Source organism: Saccharopolyspora sp. NPDC050642, assembly GCF_040654735.1.
GTDB classification, from domain to species: domain Bacteria; phylum Actinomycetota; class Actinomycetes; order Mycobacteriales; family Pseudonocardiaceae; genus Saccharopolyspora; species Saccharopolyspora elongata.
In genome coordinates this window covers 1-21,057 of sequence record NZ_JBFAIN010000064.1, presented here as the reverse complement: position 1 = coordinate 21,057, position 21,057 = coordinate 1, and the positions used below count along the sequence as shown (strand labels likewise).

20 protein-coding genes and 1 pseudogene are annotated in these 21,057 nt (G+C 70.9%); 9 read left to right on the top strand and 12 right to left on the bottom strand.

Annotation, left to right across the window (positions count from 1 at the left end; all coding sequences use genetic code 11):
- The first annotated feature begins 75 nt into the window (after positions 1-75).
- Together AB0H93_RS42695 and AB0H93_RS42690 are read left to right on the top strand one after the other, a co-directional pair.
- A complete protein-coding gene (locus AB0H93_RS42695; RefSeq protein WP_358582301.1) occupies positions 76-2,235 on the top strand; it encodes a carbon starvation CstA family protein in 2,160 nt (719 codons plus the stop codon).
- Complete coding sequence (locus AB0H93_RS42690; RefSeq protein WP_132494712.1) at positions 2,232-2,438, top strand: YbdD/YjiX family protein; 207 nt, start codon at positions 2,232-2,234, stop codon at positions 2,436-2,438. Before AB0H93_RS42695 ends, AB0H93_RS42690 begins: the two co-directional genes overlap by 4 nt.
- Before the next feature lie 513 nt (positions 2,439-2,951).
- Here the strand turns inward: AB0H93_RS42690 and AB0H93_RS42685 are convergent.
- The 4 genes from AB0H93_RS42685 to AB0H93_RS42670 all read right to left on the bottom strand — a co-directional run bounded on the left by AB0H93_RS42685 (position 2,952) and on the right by AB0H93_RS42670 (position 6,721).
- A complete protein-coding gene (locus AB0H93_RS42685; RefSeq protein ID WP_358582298.1) occupies positions 2,952-3,581 on the bottom strand; it encodes a LysE family translocator in 630 nt (209 codons plus the stop codon).
- A 93-nt stretch (positions 3,582-3,674) separates the two neighbouring features.
- Positions 3,675-4,841 (bottom strand): acyl-CoA dehydrogenase family protein, encoded by a 1,167-nt coding sequence (locus tag AB0H93_RS42680; RefSeq protein WP_358582296.1) that lies wholly within the window; start codon positions 4,839-4,841, stop codon positions 3,675-3,677.
- Positions 4,842-4,843: 2 nt separating this feature from the next.
- The gene (locus AB0H93_RS42675) at positions 4,844-5,902 is read right to left on the bottom strand and encodes an acyl-CoA dehydrogenase family protein (RefSeq protein ID WP_358582294.1); all 1,059 of its coding nucleotides are present in this window, start codon (positions 5,900-5,902) and stop codon (positions 4,844-4,846) included.
- Between the two features lie 255 nt (positions 5,903-6,157).
- The gene (locus AB0H93_RS42670) at positions 6,158-6,721 is read right to left on the bottom strand and encodes a TetR/AcrR family transcriptional regulator (RefSeq protein WP_358582291.1); all 564 of its coding nucleotides are present in this window, start codon (positions 6,719-6,721) and stop codon (positions 6,158-6,160) included.
- Between the two features lie 172 nt (positions 6,722-6,893).
- Between AB0H93_RS42670 and AB0H93_RS42665 the strand changes: the two genes are divergently transcribed.
- Positions 6,894-8,066, top strand: a complete 1,173-nt coding sequence (locus AB0H93_RS42665) for a 4-hydroxybenzoate 3-monooxygenase (protein ID WP_358582289.1) — start codon at positions 6,894-6,896, stop codon at positions 8,064-8,066.
- Positions 8,067-8,070: 4 nt separating this feature from the next.
- On the opposite strand, the gene AB0H93_RS42660 is transcribed toward AB0H93_RS42665, so the two are convergent.
- Complete coding sequence (locus AB0H93_RS42660; protein WP_358582287.1) at positions 8,071-9,477, bottom strand: toll/interleukin-1 receptor domain-containing protein; 1,407 nt, start codon at positions 9,475-9,477, stop codon at positions 8,071-8,073.
- A gap of 27 nt (positions 9,478-9,504) precedes the next feature.
- A complete protein-coding gene (locus AB0H93_RS42655) occupies positions 9,505-11,088 on the bottom strand; it encodes a hypothetical protein (RefSeq protein ID WP_358582285.1) in 1,584 nt (527 codons plus the stop codon).
- Between the two features lie 175 nt (positions 11,089-11,263).
- On the opposite strand from AB0H93_RS42655, the gene AB0H93_RS42650 reads away from it, so the two are divergent.
- From AB0H93_RS42650 to AB0H93_RS42640, 3 genes are all read left to right on the top strand, one after another.
- A complete protein-coding gene (locus tag AB0H93_RS42650) occupies positions 11,264-11,962 on the top strand; it encodes a class I SAM-dependent methyltransferase (protein ID WP_358582282.1) in 699 nt (232 codons plus the stop codon).
- Positions 11,963-12,016: 54 nt separating this feature from the next.
- The gene (locus AB0H93_RS42645; RefSeq protein WP_358582328.1) at positions 12,017-12,838 is read left to right on the top strand and encodes an LLM class F420-dependent oxidoreductase; all 822 of its coding nucleotides are present in this window, start codon (positions 12,017-12,019) and stop codon (positions 12,836-12,838) included.
- A gap of 89 nt (positions 12,839-12,927) precedes the next feature.
- Complete coding sequence (locus tag AB0H93_RS42640) at positions 12,928-13,716, top strand: type II CAAX endopeptidase family protein (RefSeq protein WP_358582280.1); 789 nt, start codon at positions 12,928-12,930, stop codon at positions 13,714-13,716.
- Here AB0H93_RS42640 and AB0H93_RS42635 read toward each other — a convergent pair whose 3' ends face one another.
- Entirely contained in the window at positions 13,717-14,505 is a 789-nt protein-coding gene (locus AB0H93_RS42635) for a TetR/AcrR family transcriptional regulator (protein WP_358582276.1), read from the bottom strand. It lies immediately after the preceding gene.
- Positions 14,506-14,620: 115 nt separating this feature from the next.
- On the opposite strand from AB0H93_RS42635, the gene AB0H93_RS42630 reads away from it, so the two are divergent.
- The gene (locus AB0H93_RS42630; protein ID WP_358582274.1) at positions 14,621-15,223 is read left to right on the top strand and encodes a GNAT family N-acetyltransferase; all 603 of its coding nucleotides are present in this window, start codon (positions 14,621-14,623) and stop codon (positions 15,221-15,223) included.
- A 147-nt stretch (positions 15,224-15,370) separates the two neighbouring features.
- On the opposite strand, the gene AB0H93_RS42625 is transcribed toward AB0H93_RS42630, so the two are convergent.
- Together AB0H93_RS42625 and AB0H93_RS42620 are read right to left on the bottom strand one after the other, a co-directional pair.
- A complete protein-coding gene (locus AB0H93_RS42625; protein ID WP_358582271.1) occupies positions 15,371-15,778 on the bottom strand; it encodes a RidA family protein in 408 nt (135 codons plus the stop codon).
- 152 nt (positions 15,779-15,930) lie between these two features.
- Positions 15,931-16,824 carry a LysR family transcriptional regulator gene (locus AB0H93_RS42620; RefSeq protein ID WP_358582269.1) on the bottom strand — a complete coding sequence of 298 codons (894 nt, stop codon included), beginning with the start codon at positions 16,822-16,824 and terminating at the stop codon, positions 15,931-15,933.
- Between the two features lie 82 nt (positions 16,825-16,906).
- Here AB0H93_RS42620 and AB0H93_RS42615 point away from each other — a divergent pair, with 82 nt between their 5' ends.
- Entirely contained in the window at positions 16,907-17,836 is a 930-nt protein-coding gene (locus tag AB0H93_RS42615) for an EamA family transporter (protein WP_358582325.1), read from the top strand.
- A complete protein-coding gene (locus tag AB0H93_RS42610; protein ID WP_358582266.1) occupies positions 17,833-18,465 on the top strand; it encodes an NAD(P)H-binding protein in 633 nt (210 codons plus the stop codon). Before AB0H93_RS42615 ends, AB0H93_RS42610 begins: the two co-directional genes overlap by 4 nt.
- Positions 18,466-18,562: 97 nt before the next feature.
- Here the strand turns inward: AB0H93_RS42610 and AB0H93_RS42605 are convergent, their stop codons facing one another.
- The 3 genes and pseudogenes from AB0H93_RS42605 to AB0H93_RS42595 all read right to left on the bottom strand — a co-directional run.
- A complete protein-coding gene (locus AB0H93_RS42605) occupies positions 18,563-19,858 on the bottom strand; it encodes a toll/interleukin-1 receptor domain-containing protein (protein WP_358582263.1) in 1,296 nt (431 codons plus the stop codon).
- 75 nt (positions 19,859-19,933) lie between these two features.
- The gene (locus AB0H93_RS42600; protein WP_358582261.1) at positions 19,934-20,725 is read right to left on the bottom strand and encodes a hypothetical protein; all 792 of its coding nucleotides are present in this window, start codon (positions 20,723-20,725) and stop codon (positions 19,934-19,936) included.
- An 81-nt stretch (positions 20,726-20,806) separates the two neighbouring features.
- Positions 20,807-21,057, bottom strand: a pseudogene (locus AB0H93_RS42595) (YdcF family protein); the annotation flags it as partial.

The following is a 21,057-nucleotide window of genomic DNA, read 5'->3' as shown; positions in this document are numbered from 1 at the left end:
CATACGCGGGAATGGAGTCCGGGGACGGTGGCTACGAAAGCAGCGCCGAGCGGTGGGGCGGCTCGGAAACGCAGGATGAGTCCCAAGGAAATCGCCATTTGGACGTTGGTGGCGGTCGTCGGCGCGATTTCGTGGGGCGTCATCGCGCTGTTCCGCGGCGAGGAGATCTCCGCGGCCTGGCTGGTGTTCGCGGCGCTCGCCTCGTACGCCATCGGTTACCGCTTCTACGCCCGGTTCATCGCCTACCGGGTGCTGAAGGTCGACGACACCCGCGCGACGCCCGCGGAGCGGCTGAACAACGGCACCGACTTCCAGCCGACCGACCGGCGCGTGCTCTTCGGCCACCACTTCGCGGCGATCGCCGGGGCCGGCCCGCTGGTGGGCCCGGTGCTGGCCGCGCAGATGGGCTATCTGCCGGGCACCATCTGGATCATCGTCGGCGTCATCTTCGCGGGCGCGGTGCAGGACATCGTGGTGCTGTTCTTCTCCACCCGGCGCGACGGCCGCAGCCTCGGGCAGATGGCCCGCGAGGAGATCGGTCCGATCGGCGGCATCGCGGCGCTGATCGCGGTGCTGGCCATCATGATCATCCTGCTGGCCGTGCTGGCGCTGGTCGTGGTCGGCGCGCTGAAGGGTTCCCCGTGGGGCACCTTCTCGATCGGCATGACGATCCCGATCGCCCTGTTCATGGGCTTCTACCTGCGCTACCTGCGCCCGGGCAAGATCGTCGAGGTCTCGGTGATCGGCGTGGCGCTGCTGCTGCTGAGCATCGTGGCAGGCAGCTGGGTCGCCGATTCGGCGCTGGCCGGGATGTTCACGCTCACCGGCAACCAGCTGACCTTCGCGCTGATCGCGTACGGGTTCATCGCCTCGGTGCTGCCGGTGTGGATGCTGCTGGCGCCGCGCGACTACCTGAGCACCTTCATGAAGGTCGGCGTCATCGTGCTGCTCGCGGTGTCGATCCTGATCGCGATGCCGATGATGAAGACCGAGGCGATCACCGAATTCGCGCTCAACGGGCAGGGGCCGGTGTTCGCCGGCTCGCTGTTCCCGTTCGTGTTCATCACGATCGCCTGCGGTGCGCTGTCCGGCTTCCACGCGCTGGTGGCCTCGGGCACCACGCCGAAGCTGCTGGAGAAGGAGTCGCAGGTCCGGATCATCGGCTACGGCGGGATGCTCACCGAGTCGTTCGTGGCGATCATGGCGCTGGCCGCGGCGTGCATCATCGAGCCGGGCCTGTTCTACGCGATGAACATGCCGGCTTCGGTGCTCGGTGGCACGCTGCAGTCGGCGTCGCAGGCGGTCGCCGGGGTCGGCTTCCAGATCTCCCCGGAGGAGCTGGCGGCGGCCGCGGCGGCGGTGGACGAGAGCACGCTGGTCGGCCGCAGCGGCGGCGCGCCGACCCTGGCCGTCGGCCTTTCCGAGGTGTTTTCGCAGGTCATCGGCGGCGACGCGATGAAGGCGTTCTGGTACCACTTCGCGGTGATGTTCGAGGCGCTGTTCATCCTGACCACTGTGGACGCCGGAACCCGGGTGGGCCGGTTCATGCTGCAGGACACCGTGGGCAACGTCTGGAAGCGCTTCGGCGACGTCAGCTGGAAGCCGGGCAACTGGATCGCCAGCGCCGTGATCGTCGGCTCCTGGGGCTACTTCCTGTGGGCCGGGGTGAACGACCCGCTGGGCGGCATCAACCAGCTGTTCCCGCTGTTCGGCATCGCGAACCAGCTGCTGGCGGCGGTGGCGCTGGCGGTGGCCACCACGATCCTGATCAAGACGGGCCGGGCGAAGTACGCGTGGGTGACGGTGATCCCGCTGGCGTGGGACGCGGCGGTGACGCTGGTCGCGAGCTGGCAGAAGATCTTCTCCGTCGATCCCAAGATCGGCTTCTTCGCCCAGCGCGCGGCGTACCAGGCGGCGCTGGACGCGGGCCAGACCAGCAAGGGCTCGGCGCACACGGTCGAGGAGATGCAGAAGGTCGTGGTCAACTCCACTGTGGACGGAGTGCTGAGCATCCTGTTCGCCCTGCTGATCGTGATCGTGCTGCTGGACGCGGTCCGGGTGTGGATCAAGGCGCTGCGAGCAGGCGCGCCGCTGCCGAGCACCGAAGCCCCGCACGTGGAGTCGGAGCTGTTCGCCCCGTCCGGGCTGATCCCGACGGCCGAGGAACGGCGGATCCAGAAGGAGCTGGAGACGGCCGGGACGCCGGGGGTCGAGAAGGCCGGGGCGGGCACATGACCGGCACGATCGTGGCCAGGCTGCGCGAGTCCGCTCGCACGGCCTGGCAGATCGTGCGCGGCGTGGTCGGCGAGAACGCCTACGAGCGCTACCTGGAGCACCACCGCCGGAACCACCCGGACGAGCAACCGCTGCCGGAGCGGGAGTTCTGGCGACGCCACGTCGACCGCCAGGACGCAACTCCCGGCTCCCGCTGCTGCTGACCGCACGGCCGAAGGCGCTGCCGACCGGAACACCCGGACGGCAGCGCCTTTCCACTTCACCTGCGAACGGATTCGGAATCCCCAGCCGGTTCGCTGCCGTTGCGGCTGGTCAGGTGTCGTGAGTACTTTGTGCTGCTATAGCAAGTGCTCACGGGTCGGTTGGGGTCATCCAGCGGTTCAGCGCGACGAACCTCAGGCCCGTTCCCGCCGCTCCGAACACCGCCACGTGCAGCAGCGTCGAGAACGCTCCCACGAACGCGAACGGCAGTTTCCCTCGGCGGGGTATTCTGCGCGGCGCCACTCACACCCGATCGGGGCGTGCGGGCTCTTCGCTGCTGCGGAGGCTGGTCGGTACGCGGCGTTTTCGCGCGAAAGCGGCGTTCTCCACGCCTGCGGGCGCCGGTTTCGCGCGAAAACGGCGCCCCGCACCACGCGGTCGCCGAGCTTCCAAGGCAGGAACCGGGGCCGCATCCACGTCCGGAACAGCGTCTGCGGCAACCCGAAGGTGTCGCGTCAGGACCTCAGGTCTTCGGTCGTCATGCGCAGGGCCAGGGTTCCGAAGACCACGGCCGCCGTTCGGTCCAGCCAGCGTTGGATCGCCCGGCGGCGGAGCAGGACGTTCGACAGCCAGCCCGAGGCGAGGCCCACCGAGGCGTCAACGCTGAGGCCCACCACGACCAGCAGCCCGCCGAGGGCCAGCAGCTGCACCGAGATCGGCCAGTCCGCCTGCGTGCTGATGAACTGCGGGACGAACGCCAGGTAGAACAGGATCACCTTGGGGTTCGACACGTTCGTCAGCACCGCCAGCGCGTAGATGCGCCGCAGCGACCTCGCCGGTGCCGCCTGCTCTTCCGGCACCGCCGACGCCCGCCACGACTGGATCGCCAGGTACACCAGGAAGACGACACCGGCGATCCGCACGATCTCCAGCGCCGCGGGCACCGCCTGGAACATCGCCGTCAGCCCGAGCGCGGCCACGACCGTGTGCACGACGATGCCGCTGGACATGCCCAGGGCCGCGACGACGCCGCCGCGCGGCCCCGAGGAAATGCCGTTGGCCAGGATGAACATCATGTCCGGGCCGGGCACCAGCGAGATCACCGCCGCGGCGCCGATGAACGCAAGCACGATTCCGAGATCCATCTCAGCCCCCGATCCGAGCGCGGTGCGACCGGGGCCGGGGAAGTGGAGTCCGAGTCAGTTGGGAAGTCCTCTCGCGCATGACCGCGACCGCGATCAGCCTGATTTGGGGATCTCCCGGAAGGGTACGTCCCTGAACCGATCCGGTTCCTTGGGCAGGCGGAGGATCCGTTCGCCGATGATGTTGCGCTGGATCTGGTCCGTGCCGCCGCCGATCGAGGTGAAGTAGGCGTTCATCGCGGCGAAGTTCGCGTCGTCGCCGTCGGGGTGGTCGGCGCCCTCCAGCATCGCCTCCGCGCCGACGATCGCCGTCTGCACCCGGCCGGTCTCGTGCAGCAGTCGCGACATCAGCAGCTTCCCCAACGATGCCAGCGACGACGAGGTGCCCTGCTCCAGCTCGGCCTGCGCGCGCTGGTTGTTCCAGCGGTTCGCCGCCCGCAACGTCAGCACCCGCGCGATGTCCTGGCGCACCAAGGGATCGTCGAGCCGCCCGTGCCTGCGGGCCAGCTCGATCAGGTCGACCTCTCCGCCGTCCTTCTTCGCGTGCCGCGTGCTGGCGCCGCGGTTGGACTCCGCGAGCACCACCCGCTCGTAGGCCAGCGCGGTCTGCAGCACCCGCCAGCCCTGGCCGGGTTCGCCGAGCATGTTCGCCGCCGGAACCCGGGCATCGGTGAGGAAGACCTCGTTGAAGTGCGCCTCCCCCGTCATCTGCCGCAGCGGCCGCACCGTCACGCCCGGCTGGTCCATCGGCAGGAAGAAGAAGCTGATGCCGCGGTGCTTCGGCACCTCCGGGTCGGTGCGGGCGATGAGCATGCCGTAGTCGGCCTCGGCCGCGTTGGACGTCCACACCTTCTGCCCGTCGACCCGGTAGGAATCGCCGTCCGGGACCGCGGTGGTGCGCAGGCCCGCCAGGTCGGAGCCGGCGCCGGGTTCGCTGTAGAGCAGGCACATCCGGATCTCGCCGAGCAGCAGCGGGCGGATGAACCGCTGCCGCAGCTCCGCGCTGCCGTACGCCAGGACGGTGTTCGCCCACAGGTTGGTCCGGTCCTGGCCGCTGCCCGGCGCTCCGGCCCGGCGGAACTCCGCCTCCACGGCGTCGGCCGATTCCTCGTCGAGGCCGAGCCCGAAGTCCTCGCGCGACCAGCGCGGCACCGCGTAGCCGCGATCCACCACCGCGGCCAGCCATTCGGCGCGGTCGGCCGCCGGGTCCCAGTGGTCGGCGAGCCACTGCCGCACCTCGCTGCGCAACGAGTCGATGTTCATGGTCACCCCAAATCGGCGATGGCGGAGAGGTAGCGCTCGCGGTGCGTTGCCGCGTCGCCGAGCAACTGGGCGCTGCTGCGGGCTCGGCGCAGGTAGAGGTGCGCGGGATGGTCCCAGGTGAAGCCGATCCCGCCGTGGATCTGGATGTTGTCGGCGGCCACCCGCACGAACGCGTCGGAGCAGAAGGCCTGCGCCATCGCGGCCAGCGCGGTGGCCTCCGGGCTCCGCTCGGCCAGCGCCCAGGCCGCCGCGTAGGCGGTGGAGTACGCCGACTCGACCTCCACCAGCAGGTTGGCGCACATGTGCTTGATGGCCTGGAAGCTGCCGATGGCGCGGCCGAACTGGAACCGGGTCCGGGCGTATTCCACGGCCATGTCCAGCGCCGCCCGGGCCCCGCCGGCCTGTTCGGCGGCGAGCGCGACCTCCCCGGTGCGCAGCGTCCATTCCACCGCGGCTGCGGTGCCGCCGGGGTCTCCGACCGGCCGGGCGGGCACGTCGTCGAGGGCGATCGCGGCGAGCCGCCGAGTTCCATCCACAGTGGACATCGGCTGGATCGAGACGCCGCCGGCGGCCGGGTCTACGGCGAACACCCGCGGCCCGTCGGCGACCACCAGCAGCAGGTCGGCCGTCGCGCCGTCGAGCACGAAGCGCTGCTCGCCGGAAAGCCTTTCCCCGGCGGCGATCGACTGCTGCGCGAACACGACCGTCGCGGTGCGCAGTCCGCTCGCCAGGTCCGGCAGGACCTCCGCGCACGAGAGTTCGGTCAGCAGCGTGGCGGCGAGCACCGAGCTCGACAGGTATGGGCCGCAGAACAGCTTCTTGCCCATCTCCTCCAGCACGATGGCGAGCTCGACCGGTCCGGCCCCCGCCCCGCCGCAGCTCTCCGGCACCACCAGGCCTGCCAGGCCCAGCTGCTCGGCGACCAGCTTCCACAGGTCCTGGTCGACGCCGGTGGCGCTCGCAGCAACCGCGCGCACGGCGGGTTCCGCGCTGTGGTCGTCGAGCAGCTCGCGGACCGCCTGGCGCAGCGCGCGCTGCTCATCGGTGAAGTCGAAGGTCATGCGGACGCTCCCGGAGGGCGGGTCGGTTCGGCCAGCACGGCGTCATCCATGCCCAGCAACCCGGCGCGGATCTCCCGCGCGCGCTGGCCCTGCGCCGGTGCGGGAAGTCCCACCACCGGTGGGCGGTCGGCCCGGCACCGAAGGCCTGAATCGTCGCGGCAGTGGCCCATTCGAAACCTCCGCTGGTTTCGCGCTGAGTCCGACGTACCCGAACATATTTCCGACGACTTCCGTCCGCAATAGCCCTTCGGGGGCTCAGGACCGGGCGTGCACCCCGGCCAGGACGGTGTCGACCAGCTCGGCCAGGTAGCCCGCCGACTCCGCCCAGACCTGCCCGCGCAGGTGCGGCGGCGTGGCGCGGACGTGGTTGGACACCGCGCCCGCGATCAGGTCGGCGATCAGCGCCACCGACGCGCCGGGCGGCAGCTCACCGCGCTCGATGCCGCGCCGCACGATCGCGCGGGTCGCCCGGATGTGCTCGGGGTACGGGTCGTCGGTCAGCGACTCGGCGAGCTCCGGCGAGAACTGCGCGTCCACGCCCAGCCGGGAGGTCAGCGCGCCCTCGTCGGCGCCCAGGTACTCCATCCAGCCGCGGGCGAACTCGACCAGGTCGGCGCGCAGCTCGCCGGTGTCGATCTCGGCGATGAACCGGGTGCGCTCCCGCACCGCGGCGACCAGCAGCGCGGCCTTGTTCGGCCAGCGCAGGTAGAGCGAGCCCTTCCCGATCCCGGAGCGCCGGGCGACCTCGTCGAGCGAGAAGCCGCTCCAGCCGCGCTCGGCGTACACCGCCCGCGCCGCCTCCAGGGCGCGCGTGTCCACCGCTGGATCCCGGGGCCGTCCGACGCGCTGTGCCTTCGCCACCACGCCATCCTGGCACCCGATCCGGGGGCGCAACGCTTCCAGGCTCGTTTTCGCAAGGCGCGGACCGCACGGCTTGCGGACTCCGGGAAGCCGCAGTGGAGTGGTGCCAGCCCCGACGGGAGGAGCCGCCTTGCGCACCCAGGTCGCGATCGTCGGCGGCGGCCCCGCCGGGCTGCTGCTGTCCCACCTGCTGCACCTGCACGGCATCGACTCCGTCGTGCTGGAGCGGCACAGCCAGGAGTACGTCCAGCACCGCGTGCGCGCCGGCGTGCTCGAACAGGGCACCGCGGACCTGCTGCGCGAAGCCGGGGTCGGCGACCGGATGCTGCGCGAGGGCGACGTGCACGACGGCGTGCACCTGCAGTTCGACGAGGAACGCTTGCGCATCCCGTTCCGCGAGCTCACCGGCCGCGGGATCACCGTGTACGGCCAGCAGGAGGTGGTACGCGACCTCGCCGAGCGCCGCCGGCGCGACGACGGCCAGGTGCTGTTCGAGGTCGCCGATGTCGGCGTGCACGACGTGACGACCGACCGGCCGTTCGTCCGCTTCACCCACGAGGGCGTCGAACGCGAACTGCGCGCCGACTTCGTCGCGGGCTGCGACGGCTTCCACGGCGTCTGCCGGGACATCATCCCGGCCGGGACGCGGACCGTCTACGAGCGCGTCTACCCCTTCGGCTGGCTGGGTGTCCTGGCGTCCGTCGCGCCGTCCTCCGGCGAGCTGATCTACGCCAACCACGTCAACGGATTCGCGCTGCACAGCATGCGGTCGGCCGAGCTGAGCCGCTTCTACCTGCAATGCGCCCCGGACGAGCCGCTCGACGAGTGGCCGGACGAGCGGATCTGGGCGGAGCTGCGGACCCGGCTGGGCACGCCGGGCTGGACGCTGCACGACGGCCCGATCATCGACAAGACCGTCACCGCGATGCGCAGCTTCGTGGCCGAACCGCTGCGCCACGGCCGCCTCTTCCTGGCGGGCGATTCCGCCCACATCGTCCCGCCGACCGGCGCGAAGGGGCTCAACCTCGCGGTGTCCGATGTGGACCGGCTCGCCGACGCTGTGGCCACCTACCACCGGACCGGCAGCACCACCGGCCTGGACGGCTACTCCGCCGCCTGCCTGCAACGGGTCTGGCGGGTGCAGAACTTCTCGTGGTGGATGACCTCGCTGACGCACCACTTCGGCGGCCCGGACGCGGCCTTCGAACGGCGCCTGCAGTGCGCCCAGTTCGACTACCTCCGCACCTCCACCGCGGCGGCCACCACGCTGGCGGAGAACTACGTCGGCCTCCCCCTGCGCTGACGGCTCACAGATCGACCGGCAGCCACCCCGAGCCCCGGTTCCCGGCGACGCTCCGGTGCTCCTCCCACCCGGCCAGCGTCGGCAGGTCGACGGCTTCCGGGGCGTCCAGCGGCGGCTGCCACTGCCGGCCCGCCGCGACGACCACGAGCGGATCGGGCGGGAGCCCTCGCCGGAGGTCGAGCAGCAGGTCCAGGAACCGCTCGCCGAGCGGCGCATCCGCGTTGTCCAGCAGGGCGACGCAGTTCATCGCGCGCCCCGACCGCCGGCCCGCGCGGGCCTGGCGCAGGTCGGCGAGGAAGGCCGCCAGGAGCACCTCGTCGAACTCGCGCGAACCCACCGCATCCGGCTCCGCCCACGGATCCGGTGCCACACCGGCGGAATCCCGGAACCCGGTCAACGCCCGCAGCCGCCTGCGCCACTGCGCCCGCTCGCCGCCGCTGAGCAACGCGCCCGCGAGGACGCCGGACCAGTTCAGCAGGGCCCCCGACGCCTGCAACGCGCCGACCACGGCGTCGAACGTCACCCGGAAGAAGTCCGGCTGCTCCGCGGCGAGCACCGCGTTGCGCAGCTTGGACAACGCCGTCCCGGCGCCGAAACCCGAACCAGCGGCGACGATGCACAGCATCAGGTGGCGGAACTGCGGTGAGTCCCGGCCACCGAACCGCACGGCCAGCTCGACCACCGCCCGGCGCAGCGACGTCAGGCCCTCCGCGTCGAAGTCGAGCCGGGTGTGCGGCACGGACGGCCCGCAGTCCTCCGCCAGGTACGCCAGCATCTCGGTGCCGCTGCCGAGCAGCCGGATCACCGGCAGCTCGCGACCCGGGCCGTCCGGGGGCGTGATGCACTCCTGCACGAGGTCGTGGAGCAGGTCGTATCGGCTCCTGACCACCGGCTCCGGTTCGGGCTCGGGATCCGGCGGCGCGCTCGGGCCCGCCAGGTGCTTGTCGAGGGCGGCGAGGAGCCTGCCGAGTTCGGAGTCGGAGGTGCCGGGGTTGAGCACCACGCCGTTGTGCTGCGTCAGCGGCCGCAGGCCGGTCGGCAGTTCCGCCGATTTCGGCATCGCCGCGTCGTCGATCAGCACCGGGATCACCCGCACGCCGTTGCGCAGCGCCGTCGAGATCTCCCGCACCACGACGTCGTTCGGGTTCTCCAAGCGCCGCTGTCCGAGTTCGTCGGCGATGACCATCCACTGCGGACCGATCACCGCGAGCAGCACGGCGCAGGAATCCAGCTCGCGCTCGATCTCCTGGACGTAGTTGACGCCCGGGTCCATCCCCGTGTCGAAGAACACCCGGTCGGCGCCGAACCGCTCGCGCAGCACGACATTCAGCCAGCGCGCCGCGTAGGCGTTGTCGCCATGGCGGTAGCTGATGAAGATGCGTTCGCGCGCGGGCGGTTCGAACGGCTGCATCGACCACTCCCAATCGTCGACCGGTCGCTACGGCAGGTACGGGGTTCCGGTCTCCGAGATCACGACCGGCACCGACGAGACGGGCCGGCCGATCTCCTTGGTCACCCGGAACACCAGCAGGGCCTTGCTGTCCGGGCGCCCGGTCTCCGTGTCGAAGGAGAGCCAGCCGCTCGCTCCGTCCACGGCCCCCGTGTCGCTCATCCGGTCGAACTCCGCGGCGACCCCGTCCGCGCTGGGCAGCTTCTCGCCGAACTTGTTGTTGTGCACGGCGCGGCGGGCCGCGGTGACGGCCACGCCCAGCGCGTCGAAGGTGACGATGGCCAGGCCGTCGTTGATCGACTCGCCGGGGAACTCCTGCTGGAAGACGGCGGTCGCGGTGGAACCGGGGATGAAGTACTCGGTCGATCGCCGCGGGAAGTACTGCGGCGCGGCGCGCCACGCGTCCGGTGCCGCCAGCTGCGAGTACTCCAGCGTGATCCCGGATTCCAGGCTGCGCTGGATTTCCGGGTCGCCGCCGATGTTCACGACGCTGTCGGTGATGAGCACGCGCATCTTCAGCTCCGTGCAGGAGCGGGAGGACAGCGCGTTGAGGAACGGCTTCAGCTCGCGCAGCCGGCCGGCGAACAGGATCACGTCCGGTCTCTTCAGGCAGATGTTCGGCACCATCGCCGGGAAGGTGTTGGCGGTGGCGAGCTGCGCGGAGTCGAACGGCTCGCCGCGCACCAGCTTCCCGCCGCGCTGCTGGTACGCGGCCTCGTACGCGTTCGCCAGGTCCCGGGCGAAGACCTCGTCCTCGTTGCGGTCCCAGACGACCAGCGCGAGCTGCGTCTCCTCCAGGCGCTTGACCAGCGCGCCGGCCTGCGCGGAGTTCGGCGGCGCCACCCGCAGCAGCCCCTTCGCCTCGGTCGCCGCCGGATCGGTCGCGAACTTGTCGGCGGTGATGATCGCGCCGACCATCGGAATCCCGTGCTGGGACAGGCGGTTTATCGCGTCCCGGGTGCCCGCGAGGCTCTGCCCGAGCCCGGTCACCGCCACCAGCCGGCCGTTCTCCGCGGGCTGCCGCAGCTGCCGCAGCTGCTCGACCACCGGCTCCCACTGCGCGCTCCGGCTGCCGGGGTTGGCCAGCAGCACCTGGATCAGCGGCAGGTTGCCGCCCCATTCCTCCCTGCCGTCGGCGTTCGCGCGCAGCTGCGAAACGTAGGTGCCCTCCAGGCCGCGCCGGACCGCCTCGATCGTGGTGGTGTCGGGCTTGGCGACGGTGAGCGGGCTGAAGTAGGCGATGCTGACGTAGGGCTTGTTCTGCTCGCGGCTGATCCGCCGCACCCGGGCGTTCTCCGCCGCGATCTTGTCCTGCACGACCCGCAGGCTGCTGTCGAAGCCGCCCTGCCCGTCGCTGAGCCCGAACTCCCCCGGCCCGTCGGTGACCCCGATGCACTCGTCCAGCGGCCCCGTCCGGTGCAGCCCGGGAGCGCAGCCGCTCGTCGTCGTGACGACGAAGTAGGCGGCGACCACCAGCACCACCGCGCAGGCCGCGGCGATGCCCAGCTGCGGCCAGCGCCGCCTGACCACCGGAACGTGGAACGGTCGCCGCTCCCTGCCGTCCTCCCCCATGCCGACCTCCCCGTCCGCACAAACAGGCAGTCCGCAACCATGTCGTCGCGGAACGTGATCAGTCAAGCCGTTCCGCGAATCCGGGGCGGACCTGTGATCCCGCACGGAGCAACGCTGGGCCGGCCGGTGGAAAAATCGTTTCGCAGCAGGAGCACGGGGCTGAATAATCGGCCCAATGGAGTTCAGCGATTTCGACGCGCGGGGATATCGCACCGTGGACGTCCGCACCGGGTACGGCGAATGGGTCGCACACTACGAGCAGACCGTCGAGGACGCGATGGACATCGCGCTGCTCGACCGGCTCCAGGAGCCGTCCTGGGCGGCCGTCGCGCGGGCCGCCGACCTCGGCTGCGGCACCGGACGGACCGGGCAGTGGTTGCGGGACAAGGGAATCCCGTCGATCGACGGGGTGGACCTGACGCCGGAGATGCTCGCCGTCGCGCAGCGCCGCGGCGCCCACGACCGGCTCGTGGAGGCCGACGTCGCGGCCACCGGTCTCCCCGACGCGGCGTACGACCTGGTGATCTCGTCGCTGATCGACGAGCACCTGGACGACCTGAACCCGCTGTACCGGGAGGCGTGGCGGCTGGCCGCGCCGAAGGCCGCGTTCGTGCTGGTGACGTTCCACCCGCACTTCATCATGACCTCGGGCATGCCGACGCACTACACCAACGACGCCGGCGAATCGGTGGCCATCACCACCAACGTGCACCTCATCAGCGACCACGCGGCGGCGGCGCTCGCGGCGGGCTGGCGGCTGGCGGAGCTGCGCGAGGGCGTGATCGACGACGAGTGGCTCGCGGTGAAGCCGAAGTGGGAGCGCTTCCGCAACCACCCGATCTCCGCCGCCTACGTCTGGCGCAAGGACGGCTGACACGGTCGGGCGATGCCGGGAATGCCGCGGGCGCTCGTCGTGTTGGCCATGGCCATGACCGCAGAACTCGGCAAACTCGGCATCTGGCGGCTGTCCACCGGGCTCGACCCCGAACTGGCGATCGAGGTGGAGAGGCTCGGCTACGGCACGATCTGGATCGGCGGCTCGCCGCCGGCGGACCTGGCGCTGGCGGAGCGGCTGCTCGACGCCACCGACGGGATCACCGTCGCCACCGGGATCGTGAACATCTGGAACTCCGATGCCCGCACCGTGGCCGAGTCCTACCACCGGATCGCCGCGAAGCACCCGGACCGGTTCGTCCTCGGCATCGGCGCCGGGCACCGCGAGATGACCGACACCTACACCAAGCCGTACCAGGCGCTGGTCGACTACCTCGACCAGCTGGACGCCGCCGGGGTTCCCGCGTCCGGCCGCGTGCTCGCCGCGCTCGGCCCGAAGGTGCTCCAGCTGGCCGGCGATCGGGCCGCGGGAGCCCACCCGTACCTGACCGTCCCCGCGCACACCAGGCAGGCCAGGGAGATCCTCGGCGACGCACCGCTGCTCGCCCCGGAGCAGAAGGTCGTGCTCGACACCGACCCGGAGCGCGCCCGCGCCACCGGCCGCGCGGCGGTGGAGATGTACCTGAACCTGAGCAACTACACCAAGAACCTGCGCCGGTACGACTTCACCGCCGAGGACGTCGCGGTGCCCGGCAGCGACCGCCTGATCGACGCCCTGGCCCTGCACGGCAACGCGGAGCAGATCGCCGAAGGCATCAACGCGCACCTGGAGGCGGGCGCGAACCACGTGAGCATCCAGGCCCTCGGCGGCGACCCGCTGCCGACCTTCCGCGCGCTCGCCGAAGCGCTGCGCTGACGTCAGGGGCGGGTCGGGGTTCTCCCCGATGTGCGGTCGTCGGTGCGGCGGGAGGATTCCCTGGTCCGAAGTGGAGGATCGGGGGGTTCGTGGCGACACGTGGGGCTTGGTCGAGGTCGCCGTGGACGTTCTTCGCGCTGGTCTTCGTCCTGGCCGCCCCGTTCGTGCTCCTCGGCGAGTTCTCCGACGTGCGGCTGCCGGCGAACCTGCCGTTGAGCGCCCTGCAGTTCGTCGTCCCGCTGGTGGCTGCTGCGATCCTCGTCGGCATCAACGACGGTGCCGGCGAGGTGCGCAGGCTTCTCCGCGCCGCCGTTGACGTTTCGAGCATCAGGCGGCGGATCTGGTACGCGCCGATCCTGCTGATCATGCCCGCGGTCGCGCTGGTGTCGTACTGGCTGATGCTGCTCGCCGGGCAACGGCTGCCCGAACCGCGCATCTCGTGGACGGCGGTGCTGATCTACTGCGTCATCTACTTCATCGCGGGCGTCGCGGAGGAAGTGGGCTGGACGGGCTACGCCACCGGCCCGATGCAGCAGCGGTGGGGAGCGCTCGGCGGCGGCGCCATCGTCGGAACCGTGTGGGCGGCCTGGCACCTGGTGCCGTACCTGCAGCTCCACGAGCCCGCATGGGTGTTCTGGCAGTGCGCCTTCACCGTCGCGGCCAGGGTGATCATCGTGTGGCTGCACAACAACACGGGGCACAGCGTTTTCACCGCGGTCCTGTTCCACACGACGATGAACGTCACGTACTCGATGTCGGAGGACGGCTGGGCCTACGACCCGGCGTTCGCGGCGCCCGTCATGCTGGCCGCGGCGGCCCTGGTCGTGGCCCTCTGGGGGCCGAAAACCCTTGCCCGATACCGGTTCTCGTCCCGCTGATCACAGGCGAGCCCCGATGCCGTCCAGCACACGTTGCAAGCCGAACTCGAACCAGTCGTCGAGCCGCGCCTCCGAGGACACCTCGGCCAGCCACGGGTAGCGGACGCCTGCGGCGCCGACCAGGTGGTCCCGCCGCGCCGACCACCACCGCTCGTAGCCGACGCCGGAGTCCCGGAACGCCTCCTCCTCCGCGGTCAGCAGCAGAGCCATGCCCTGCACATATCCGCTGACCAGCAGGTACACCGAGAGGCTCGTGTCGGCGTCGAAGTGCCCGGCGAGCGCGGCCATCGACCGGTCGACCATCGCGAGCACGGAGCCGCCCAGCGGTGGGCGCGTCGAGGCGAGCACCGCCAGCACCCACGGATGTCGTTGGTACAGCGCCCATTCCTGCCGCGCCTGGTGCTCCAGCACTGCACGCCATTCGCCTGAATCCCGATCTGCTGGCCGGCATTCCGCGACAACGGCCTCCACCATCGCGCGGACCAGTTCGTCCTTTCCGGACACGTGCCGGTACAACGCCATCGCCGCAACGCCGTTGCTCGCCGCGACGGCGCGCATGGAGACCGCGGCAAGCCCTTCGGCGTCGGCGATCCGGATCGCGCTCCGCACGATCGCCGCGCGGTCCAGCTCTCCGCGCACGCGTTCGCCCCTGGGCGCGGAACGGCGGTTCAGCCCGCCGCCGTCCTTTCTGGCCCGGTACGCGCGCGCCTGGCAGGACCGGCTGCAGTAGCGGCGCGGCCTGCCCCGCTCGGCGGCCGCGAGCTCGACACCGCATTGCGCACAGCGCATGGGATCTTCCTTTTCGTCACACGACTTCTCGTGACGAAAAGGCTCGCCACCACCCGATACTGCCCGAAGAATGGCGGGAGAGCAGGGATGTTCACCGCGTATTGAAGGGACCGCGATGGATCTGATCGTCCGCAGGGCCGCGCCCGCCGAACTGGACCGCATCGTCCCGGCCTACGCCGCGGCCTGCGCCGACGAAGCGGTCACCAGCTGGGTCACGTCCGGCCGGGAGCTCCCCGGCGCGCTGTTCCGGGACTCCGTCCGCGAAGCGCTGGGCGCGGACGAAGTCCTGGTCGCGCAACGCGCGGACGGGGCGATCGAGGGACTGTCGGTCTGGCTGACCTTGCGGTCGGCGGAGCGGGTCCGCCGGGAGGCGGTGGTGCTGGCCGAATCGGCCGGTGCCGATCCCGTGCTGCGCCGCATGGCCACCGTGCTGACGCTGGTCGCGCAGCGGCACCCGGACGAGCCGCACGTCTTCCTGTCCTCCATGGGCGTGCTCGCCGCGAGCCGCGGAAGCGGCGTCGGAAGCGCGATCCTGCGGCACCGGCTCCACCGAGCCGACGCCGAGGCCCAGCCGACGTACCTGGAAGCGAGCACGCCGCGCAACCAGGCCCTCTACGCGCGGCACGGCTTCGAGCCGCTGGGCGAGCCGATCGCGCTTCCCGACGACGGCCCCCGGCTGCAACCCATGTGGCGCGAACCGCACCCGGCGAGTGGGTGACCCGCCGCAATTTCCATTGAAATCGAAGGTTCGATTTCAATGGAAATTGCGGCCAGAACAGGACCCGCTGATCTCCGCAGCGGGCCGAAAGCCCTTGCCCGTCGGGGGCTCTCTCCCGGTCGGGCGACCCACCGGCAACGCACCTGATCAGTCGATGATCGCGGTTGCCTCGACCTCGACCAGGTGCTCGGGCACGTGCAGCGCCGCCACGCCCAGCAGCGTGGCCGGCGGCACCGGGGTGACGTCCAGCTTCGCCGCCGCCCGCGCGACGCCTTCCATGAACAGGGGCAGCTTGTCGGGCGTCCAGCCGGCGACGTAGACGGTCAGCTTCGCCACGTCGTCGAAGGAGGCGCCGACCTCGGCCAGGGCGGTGCCGACGTTGAGGTAGCACTGCTCGACCTGGGCGGTGAGATCGCCTTCGCCGACCGTGACCCCGTTGGCGTCCCACGCGACCTGCCCGGCGATGAAGACCAGCTTCGAGCCGGTCGCGATCGACACCTGCCGGTAGGCGCCGATTTCCGGCAATCCGCTGGGGTTCACCAGGGTGATGGCCATGCTGCCTGCTTCCTCCTCGTGCGAGCCCGGGGGCTCGTCTCCTCCGGTTCTTCGAAAACCGTAGGAAAGTGGCCGCTGACATGGAAGAACGCACTTTTCGGTGACTCGGGAACCTCGCGGTGACCGAGCAAGTTCAGCGCGATGACGGCGGATCAGGACCGGTCGGCGAGGTCGTGCGCGGGGACGCCGGCGATCTCCAGGAAGGCCTTCGCCGCGGGCGTCGGGCCGACGTCGTTCCACGCCAGGTACTCGATGCGGGCAGGCGCGTCGGACACCTCGATGGTCTGCACGCCCGTCAGCTGCGGCACGTAGGTCGAGGCGAGCATGGCGATGCCGAGGCCCCGCCGGACGATCCGGATCATCAGGTCCGGGGCGGGGACCTCGAAGGCGATGTCGCGGTCGAGGCCCGCGGCGGCGAAGGCCTGATCGGATTGGGCGCGACCGGCCGACCCGAGTGGGAAGTCCACGAACACCTCGGCGGAAAGCCGGCGGAGGTCGACCTCCGGTTCCCCGGCGAGCGGGTGCCCGGGCGCGACGACGGCGACGAGCCGATCCCGGGCGGTCACGAGGGTGCGGACCCCGCGCGGCTGGATCGTGGCCGGCAGCCCCAGGCAGGCGACGTCGAGGACGCCATCCCTGACCTGCTCGACGAGTTCCTCGCTGGCGCCGACGCGCAGGCCGATGCGCACGTTCGGGTACCGGCTGCGGAATTCGTGCAGCGCGGCCGGGATGTCCACCGCGGCGACGGTGGGGATCACGCCGACGGTCAGCCGCCCGCGCACCTCGCCGAGGGCCGCGGCGACCTCGGCCGCGGCGCGCTCGGCGGCGTCGAGGCATTGCCGGGCGGCGGGCAGGAACGCCTCGCCGGCCGGCGTCAGCCGCACCCGGCGGCTGGTGCGCTCGAAGAGCTTGCCGCCGAGTTCTCGTTCCAGGCGCGCCACCTGGTGGCTGAGCGCGGACTGGACGACGAGGCACCGCTCGGCGGCGCGGGTGAAGCTGTTCGTCTCGGCGACCGCGACGACGTAGCGCATCTGCTGGAGCTCCATGGATCTATCGTGCATCGAGATGGATCCGGTGACAAACATGTGTTGGACTCATCGATGCTGGTCGGCCGAGACTTGCCGGGTGATGAACCAGACGATCTCCGCGACCGCCGGCAGCGGCGCGGCAAGCGGGATCGCATCCCGCACCGCGTTGACGGCGCTCGCGCCCATGGTGTGGGGCACGACCTACGTGGTCACCACCGAACTCCTCCCGCCAGGACATCCCTTCTTCGCGGGGATCCTGCGCGCGTTGCCCGCGGGGCTGATCGCGTTGGCACTCACGCGGACGCTGCCGCGCGGGACGTGGTGGGGAAAGGCCGCGGTGCTCGGCGTGCTGAACATCGGGATGCTCTTCGCAATGTTGTTCGTGGCGGCCGAGCGGCTGCCGGGCGGCGTTGCCGCCACGCTCGGCGCGTCGCAACCGCTCATCGTGGCGGTTCTGGCGGTCGCGGTCCTCGGCGAGCGCCCCTCCGCTTGGCGGTTCACCTGGGGTGTCGTCGGCGTTGTGGGCGTCGGCCTGGTGGTGATCGGCCCGGATGCGGCGTTCGACGGCCCCGGGATCCTGGCCGGCCTCGCCGCCGCGGCTTCGATGGCGTTGGGCGTGACGCTCACCAAGCGATGGGGGCGTCCCGCCGGTGTCGGGCCCACCGCGTTCGCGGGGTGGCAGCTCACCGCCGGCGGCCTGTTCCTCGTGCCCGTCACGTTCTTCTTCGAGGGCCCACCGCCGGCGATCGATCTTCCTGGCGCACTCGGCTACCTCTGGCTGGGCCTGGTCGGCGGTTTGGCCGCCTACGTCCTGTGGTTCCGCGGCATCAAGACGTTGCCGGTCACCTCGGTCGCCGTCCTCGGCCTGTTCTCCCCGATCGTCGCCGCGCTCCTCGGCGCGGTGCTGCTCGGCCAGACGCTCGGCCCGATCCAGCTGCTCGGCTTCGCTCTCTCGCTGGCCGCAATCGTCGCGGGCCAGTTCTCCCCTCGACTCACTCCGAACTTCACCGCTGAAAGGACCGCACGATGAGAATCGCCGTCATCGGCGCAGCCGGCATGGTCGGCTCCCGAGTCACCTCGGAAGCCGCCGACCGAGGACACGACGTCACCGCCGTGTTCCGCGGAGAAGTACCCGCATCCCCGCCCGGAGGCGTGAGCGCCGTCCGGGGCGATGCCACCGACCGGGACCAGATGAGCAAGCTGTTCACCGAAGCCGACGCGATCGTGGCGGCGACCCGCCCCCGCCCGGGGCGGGAGGGCACGGTCCCCGCGACGATCACGGCATTGCTCGACGCGGCCGTGAAAACCCGAACCCGCATCGTCGTCATCGGCGGCGCCGGACCGCTGCAGACCCCGGGACGCCCCGAGCAGCTCGTGGTCGACAACCCCGACTACGTGGCACCGGAGTGGCGCGTCATCGCCGCGGCCAGCGTCGCGCAACTGGACGCCTGCCGCGAACACCCGGCCGACTGGGTGTACCTGTCGCCGCCCGCGGTCCTCGAACCGGGCCACCGCACCGGAACCTACCGGCGCGGCGGAACCACGCTCCTCACCGACGCGGAAGGCGCGTCCCGGATCTCGGCGGAAGACCTCGCGGTGGCGGTCCTCGACGAACTGGAGAACCCGCGCGGGGAGAAGCACTTCACCGTCGGCTACTGACCGGCACCGCTGGCCGGGGTGGGCGAACGGCCCGTTCCCCTCGGATAGATGAGGCGAACGGGCCGTTCACCTCCCCCCGCGGCAGTCGGCGAGGCGATCACTCGGGCTGGAGCAGGGCCGTCCCGCCGGTCTGCTCCAGCCGGTAAGCGGGCAGGTCGCCGCGCGGCACCACGTGGAACCGCTTGCCGTCCGCCGGAAGTGCGACCGGCTCGGTCTCCACGCCGCCCTGCCGCCAACGCAGAACCACCCGGAACCGGCATTCGCAGCCACGGCTGCTGAACCGCAGCCGGAAAGTCTCCGGGTTCGTGCGGCCGATGGGGAACGGCCAGGCGATCCGGTCCGCGGAATCCCCAGCGGTTTCCGGCGGCGACAGCGTCGGCGGGTCGCTGTCCAGATCGGCGTTCAGCTCGAACCGGGCGGTGCCCTGCGCGCATCCTCCCGAAGCGGGCCGGACCAGGAAACCGGTCTGCGGCGCGCTGTCCCGGCCGACCTCCTCGATCTGGATTTCGTCGAGCAGCAACTCGGTGGGAGCGGTGTTCCGCACCGAGATGTCCAGCCACACGTCGTCGGCCAGCACGGCGTCGTCGTCCTTCGGCGCGGTGGCCAGGGCGGCGGGATCGGCCTGCGCCACCGGTTGGTCGAGGTAGCGCCGACCGCACCCGGCCTGCCACACGTGGTCGACGACCGGCGAGGCGGCTTTCGGCGAGGCGGCTTTCGGCGGGCTGGGCTCCTCGCCGGTGGGCCAGGACAAGACCGCGATCAGGACGGTCAGCGCCACCGCGATGATCGCCAAGCCCAGGTAGAGACCGGCGCTCATGCCTCGTCGCCTTGCGCTCGCGCCTTCGCCAGGCGAGGAAGCCGGCTCGACCGGATCGGGCACCGGCCACCAATCGGCTTCCGGCGTGTGCGCGACGATCGCACCGATCAGCTTGTCGGCATCGGCGGAGAAGCTCTCGTGCCCCAACCGCGTCGCGTTCCGCGAGACCAGCGGCCGCAGCCTTTCCGGCAACTCGTCGCGGCCGGGCAGCCGGGCGCCGTCGACCAGCACCGGGATGACCAGGAGACCGCGCTCCAGCGCCGTTGCGATCTCGTGCGCGACCAGGTCGTGCGGGTTGTCGAGCCGTCGATCGCCGTGCTCGTCGGCGATGTCAATCCACCGCTCGCCGATCAGCGCCAGCAGGACCTTGGCCGTCCGCAGCGCATCGTCGATCGCCTCCACGTACCTGACGCCCGGCCCGGTGGCGAGGTCGTAGAAGACCCGGTCCGGGCTGAACCGCTGGCCGAGGAGTTCGTTCAACAGCCCGGCCGGGTACTTGGTGTCCTCGCGCCGGTAGCTGATGAAGATCCACTTCTCGGTGCGAGACGCAGAACTCCCGGAAGACGACACAGGCACCCCCGATCCGCGACGAGATCAACACCGTGCCACAACGTTCGGAAGACCGTCGAGGCATTGCGGATTTCCCCGCGGTCAGACGGTCGGGCGCTCGTCCTGGCGCGTCCAGGTCCAGGGGACGCAGGGGTCCATCTCGCCGGACAGCGCGAGGGTGATCAGGCACCGGCGCACGTCGTCGACGGGGATCACGTCGTCGGGCAGGAACGTGGCGTTGTGCTCCTGGTTGACGGTGATGGCGGGCAGGTCGTCGCCGCCGGCGCCGCGGGTGGTGAAGCACAGCGCGGCGGTGTGATCGGTTTCGGGGAACTCGGCCATGACCGCGCCCCATCCGCCGCGATAGCCGAAGGTGACGAAGATGTGCTGGTCGAGCACTTCGTCGGACGGGGCGATGTGCCACGCTTCCGGCGGCTCGACGAGCAGGTAGACCTGGTCGTCGTCGGGCACCGCCAAGATCTCGTCGATCATCGCGATCTTGTCCTCATCGGTCGCCACGACGACGTAGTCGTCATCGGCGGCGGCAGCCCGGTCGATGCGCATCCGCCCGGTGCGCTGGCTCCGGCCGCCGGTGACGCGCTCGTGAACGCAGGGCAACCCGTTGGGCACCGGGATCACGGTCAGTGCGGCATCGTCGACCACCGCGGTGGTGATCCCGCCGTCACGGGCGTTGGAGACCCACTGCGCGTGGTCGCCGGACAGGTCGATGCCGTCGTCGAGAACGTGCCCGATGAGCTCGGCCAGCCAGTCGGCGGCCTCGACAGGGGTGTTGAGGATCCGGTCCGGAACGAGCGTCTTGACCCGCTCGTCATCGGGTACGGCATCGTTCGCCTCGGCGGCCTCGATGTAACCGTGGAAGTGATGACCGCCCATGGAGCCGGAATCCCCCTCTGTTGATCTTCCAGCGAAGGCTAGTCCAACGACAAAACCCCACGGCGGTCAACGGCAGGGGAACTAGTCGTGTACGAGTCTGGTCGTGTAGCCCGCTTCGACGAGGTGCGCGTACGCCTCGTTCACCTCGGGCGGGACTTCTTGGGGGATGGCGAAGCCCTTCTCGGCGTAGAGCCCCACTCGCTGCGTGTCCCCCACGAGCATGTTGATCACTCGGTCCACGTCGCCGATCGACCGCACGTACTCGTCCAGGGGCAGGCGCTGCGAGCTGCACATGATCTCCACCTCCGGCCAGATCTTCCTGGCCGTCGCGA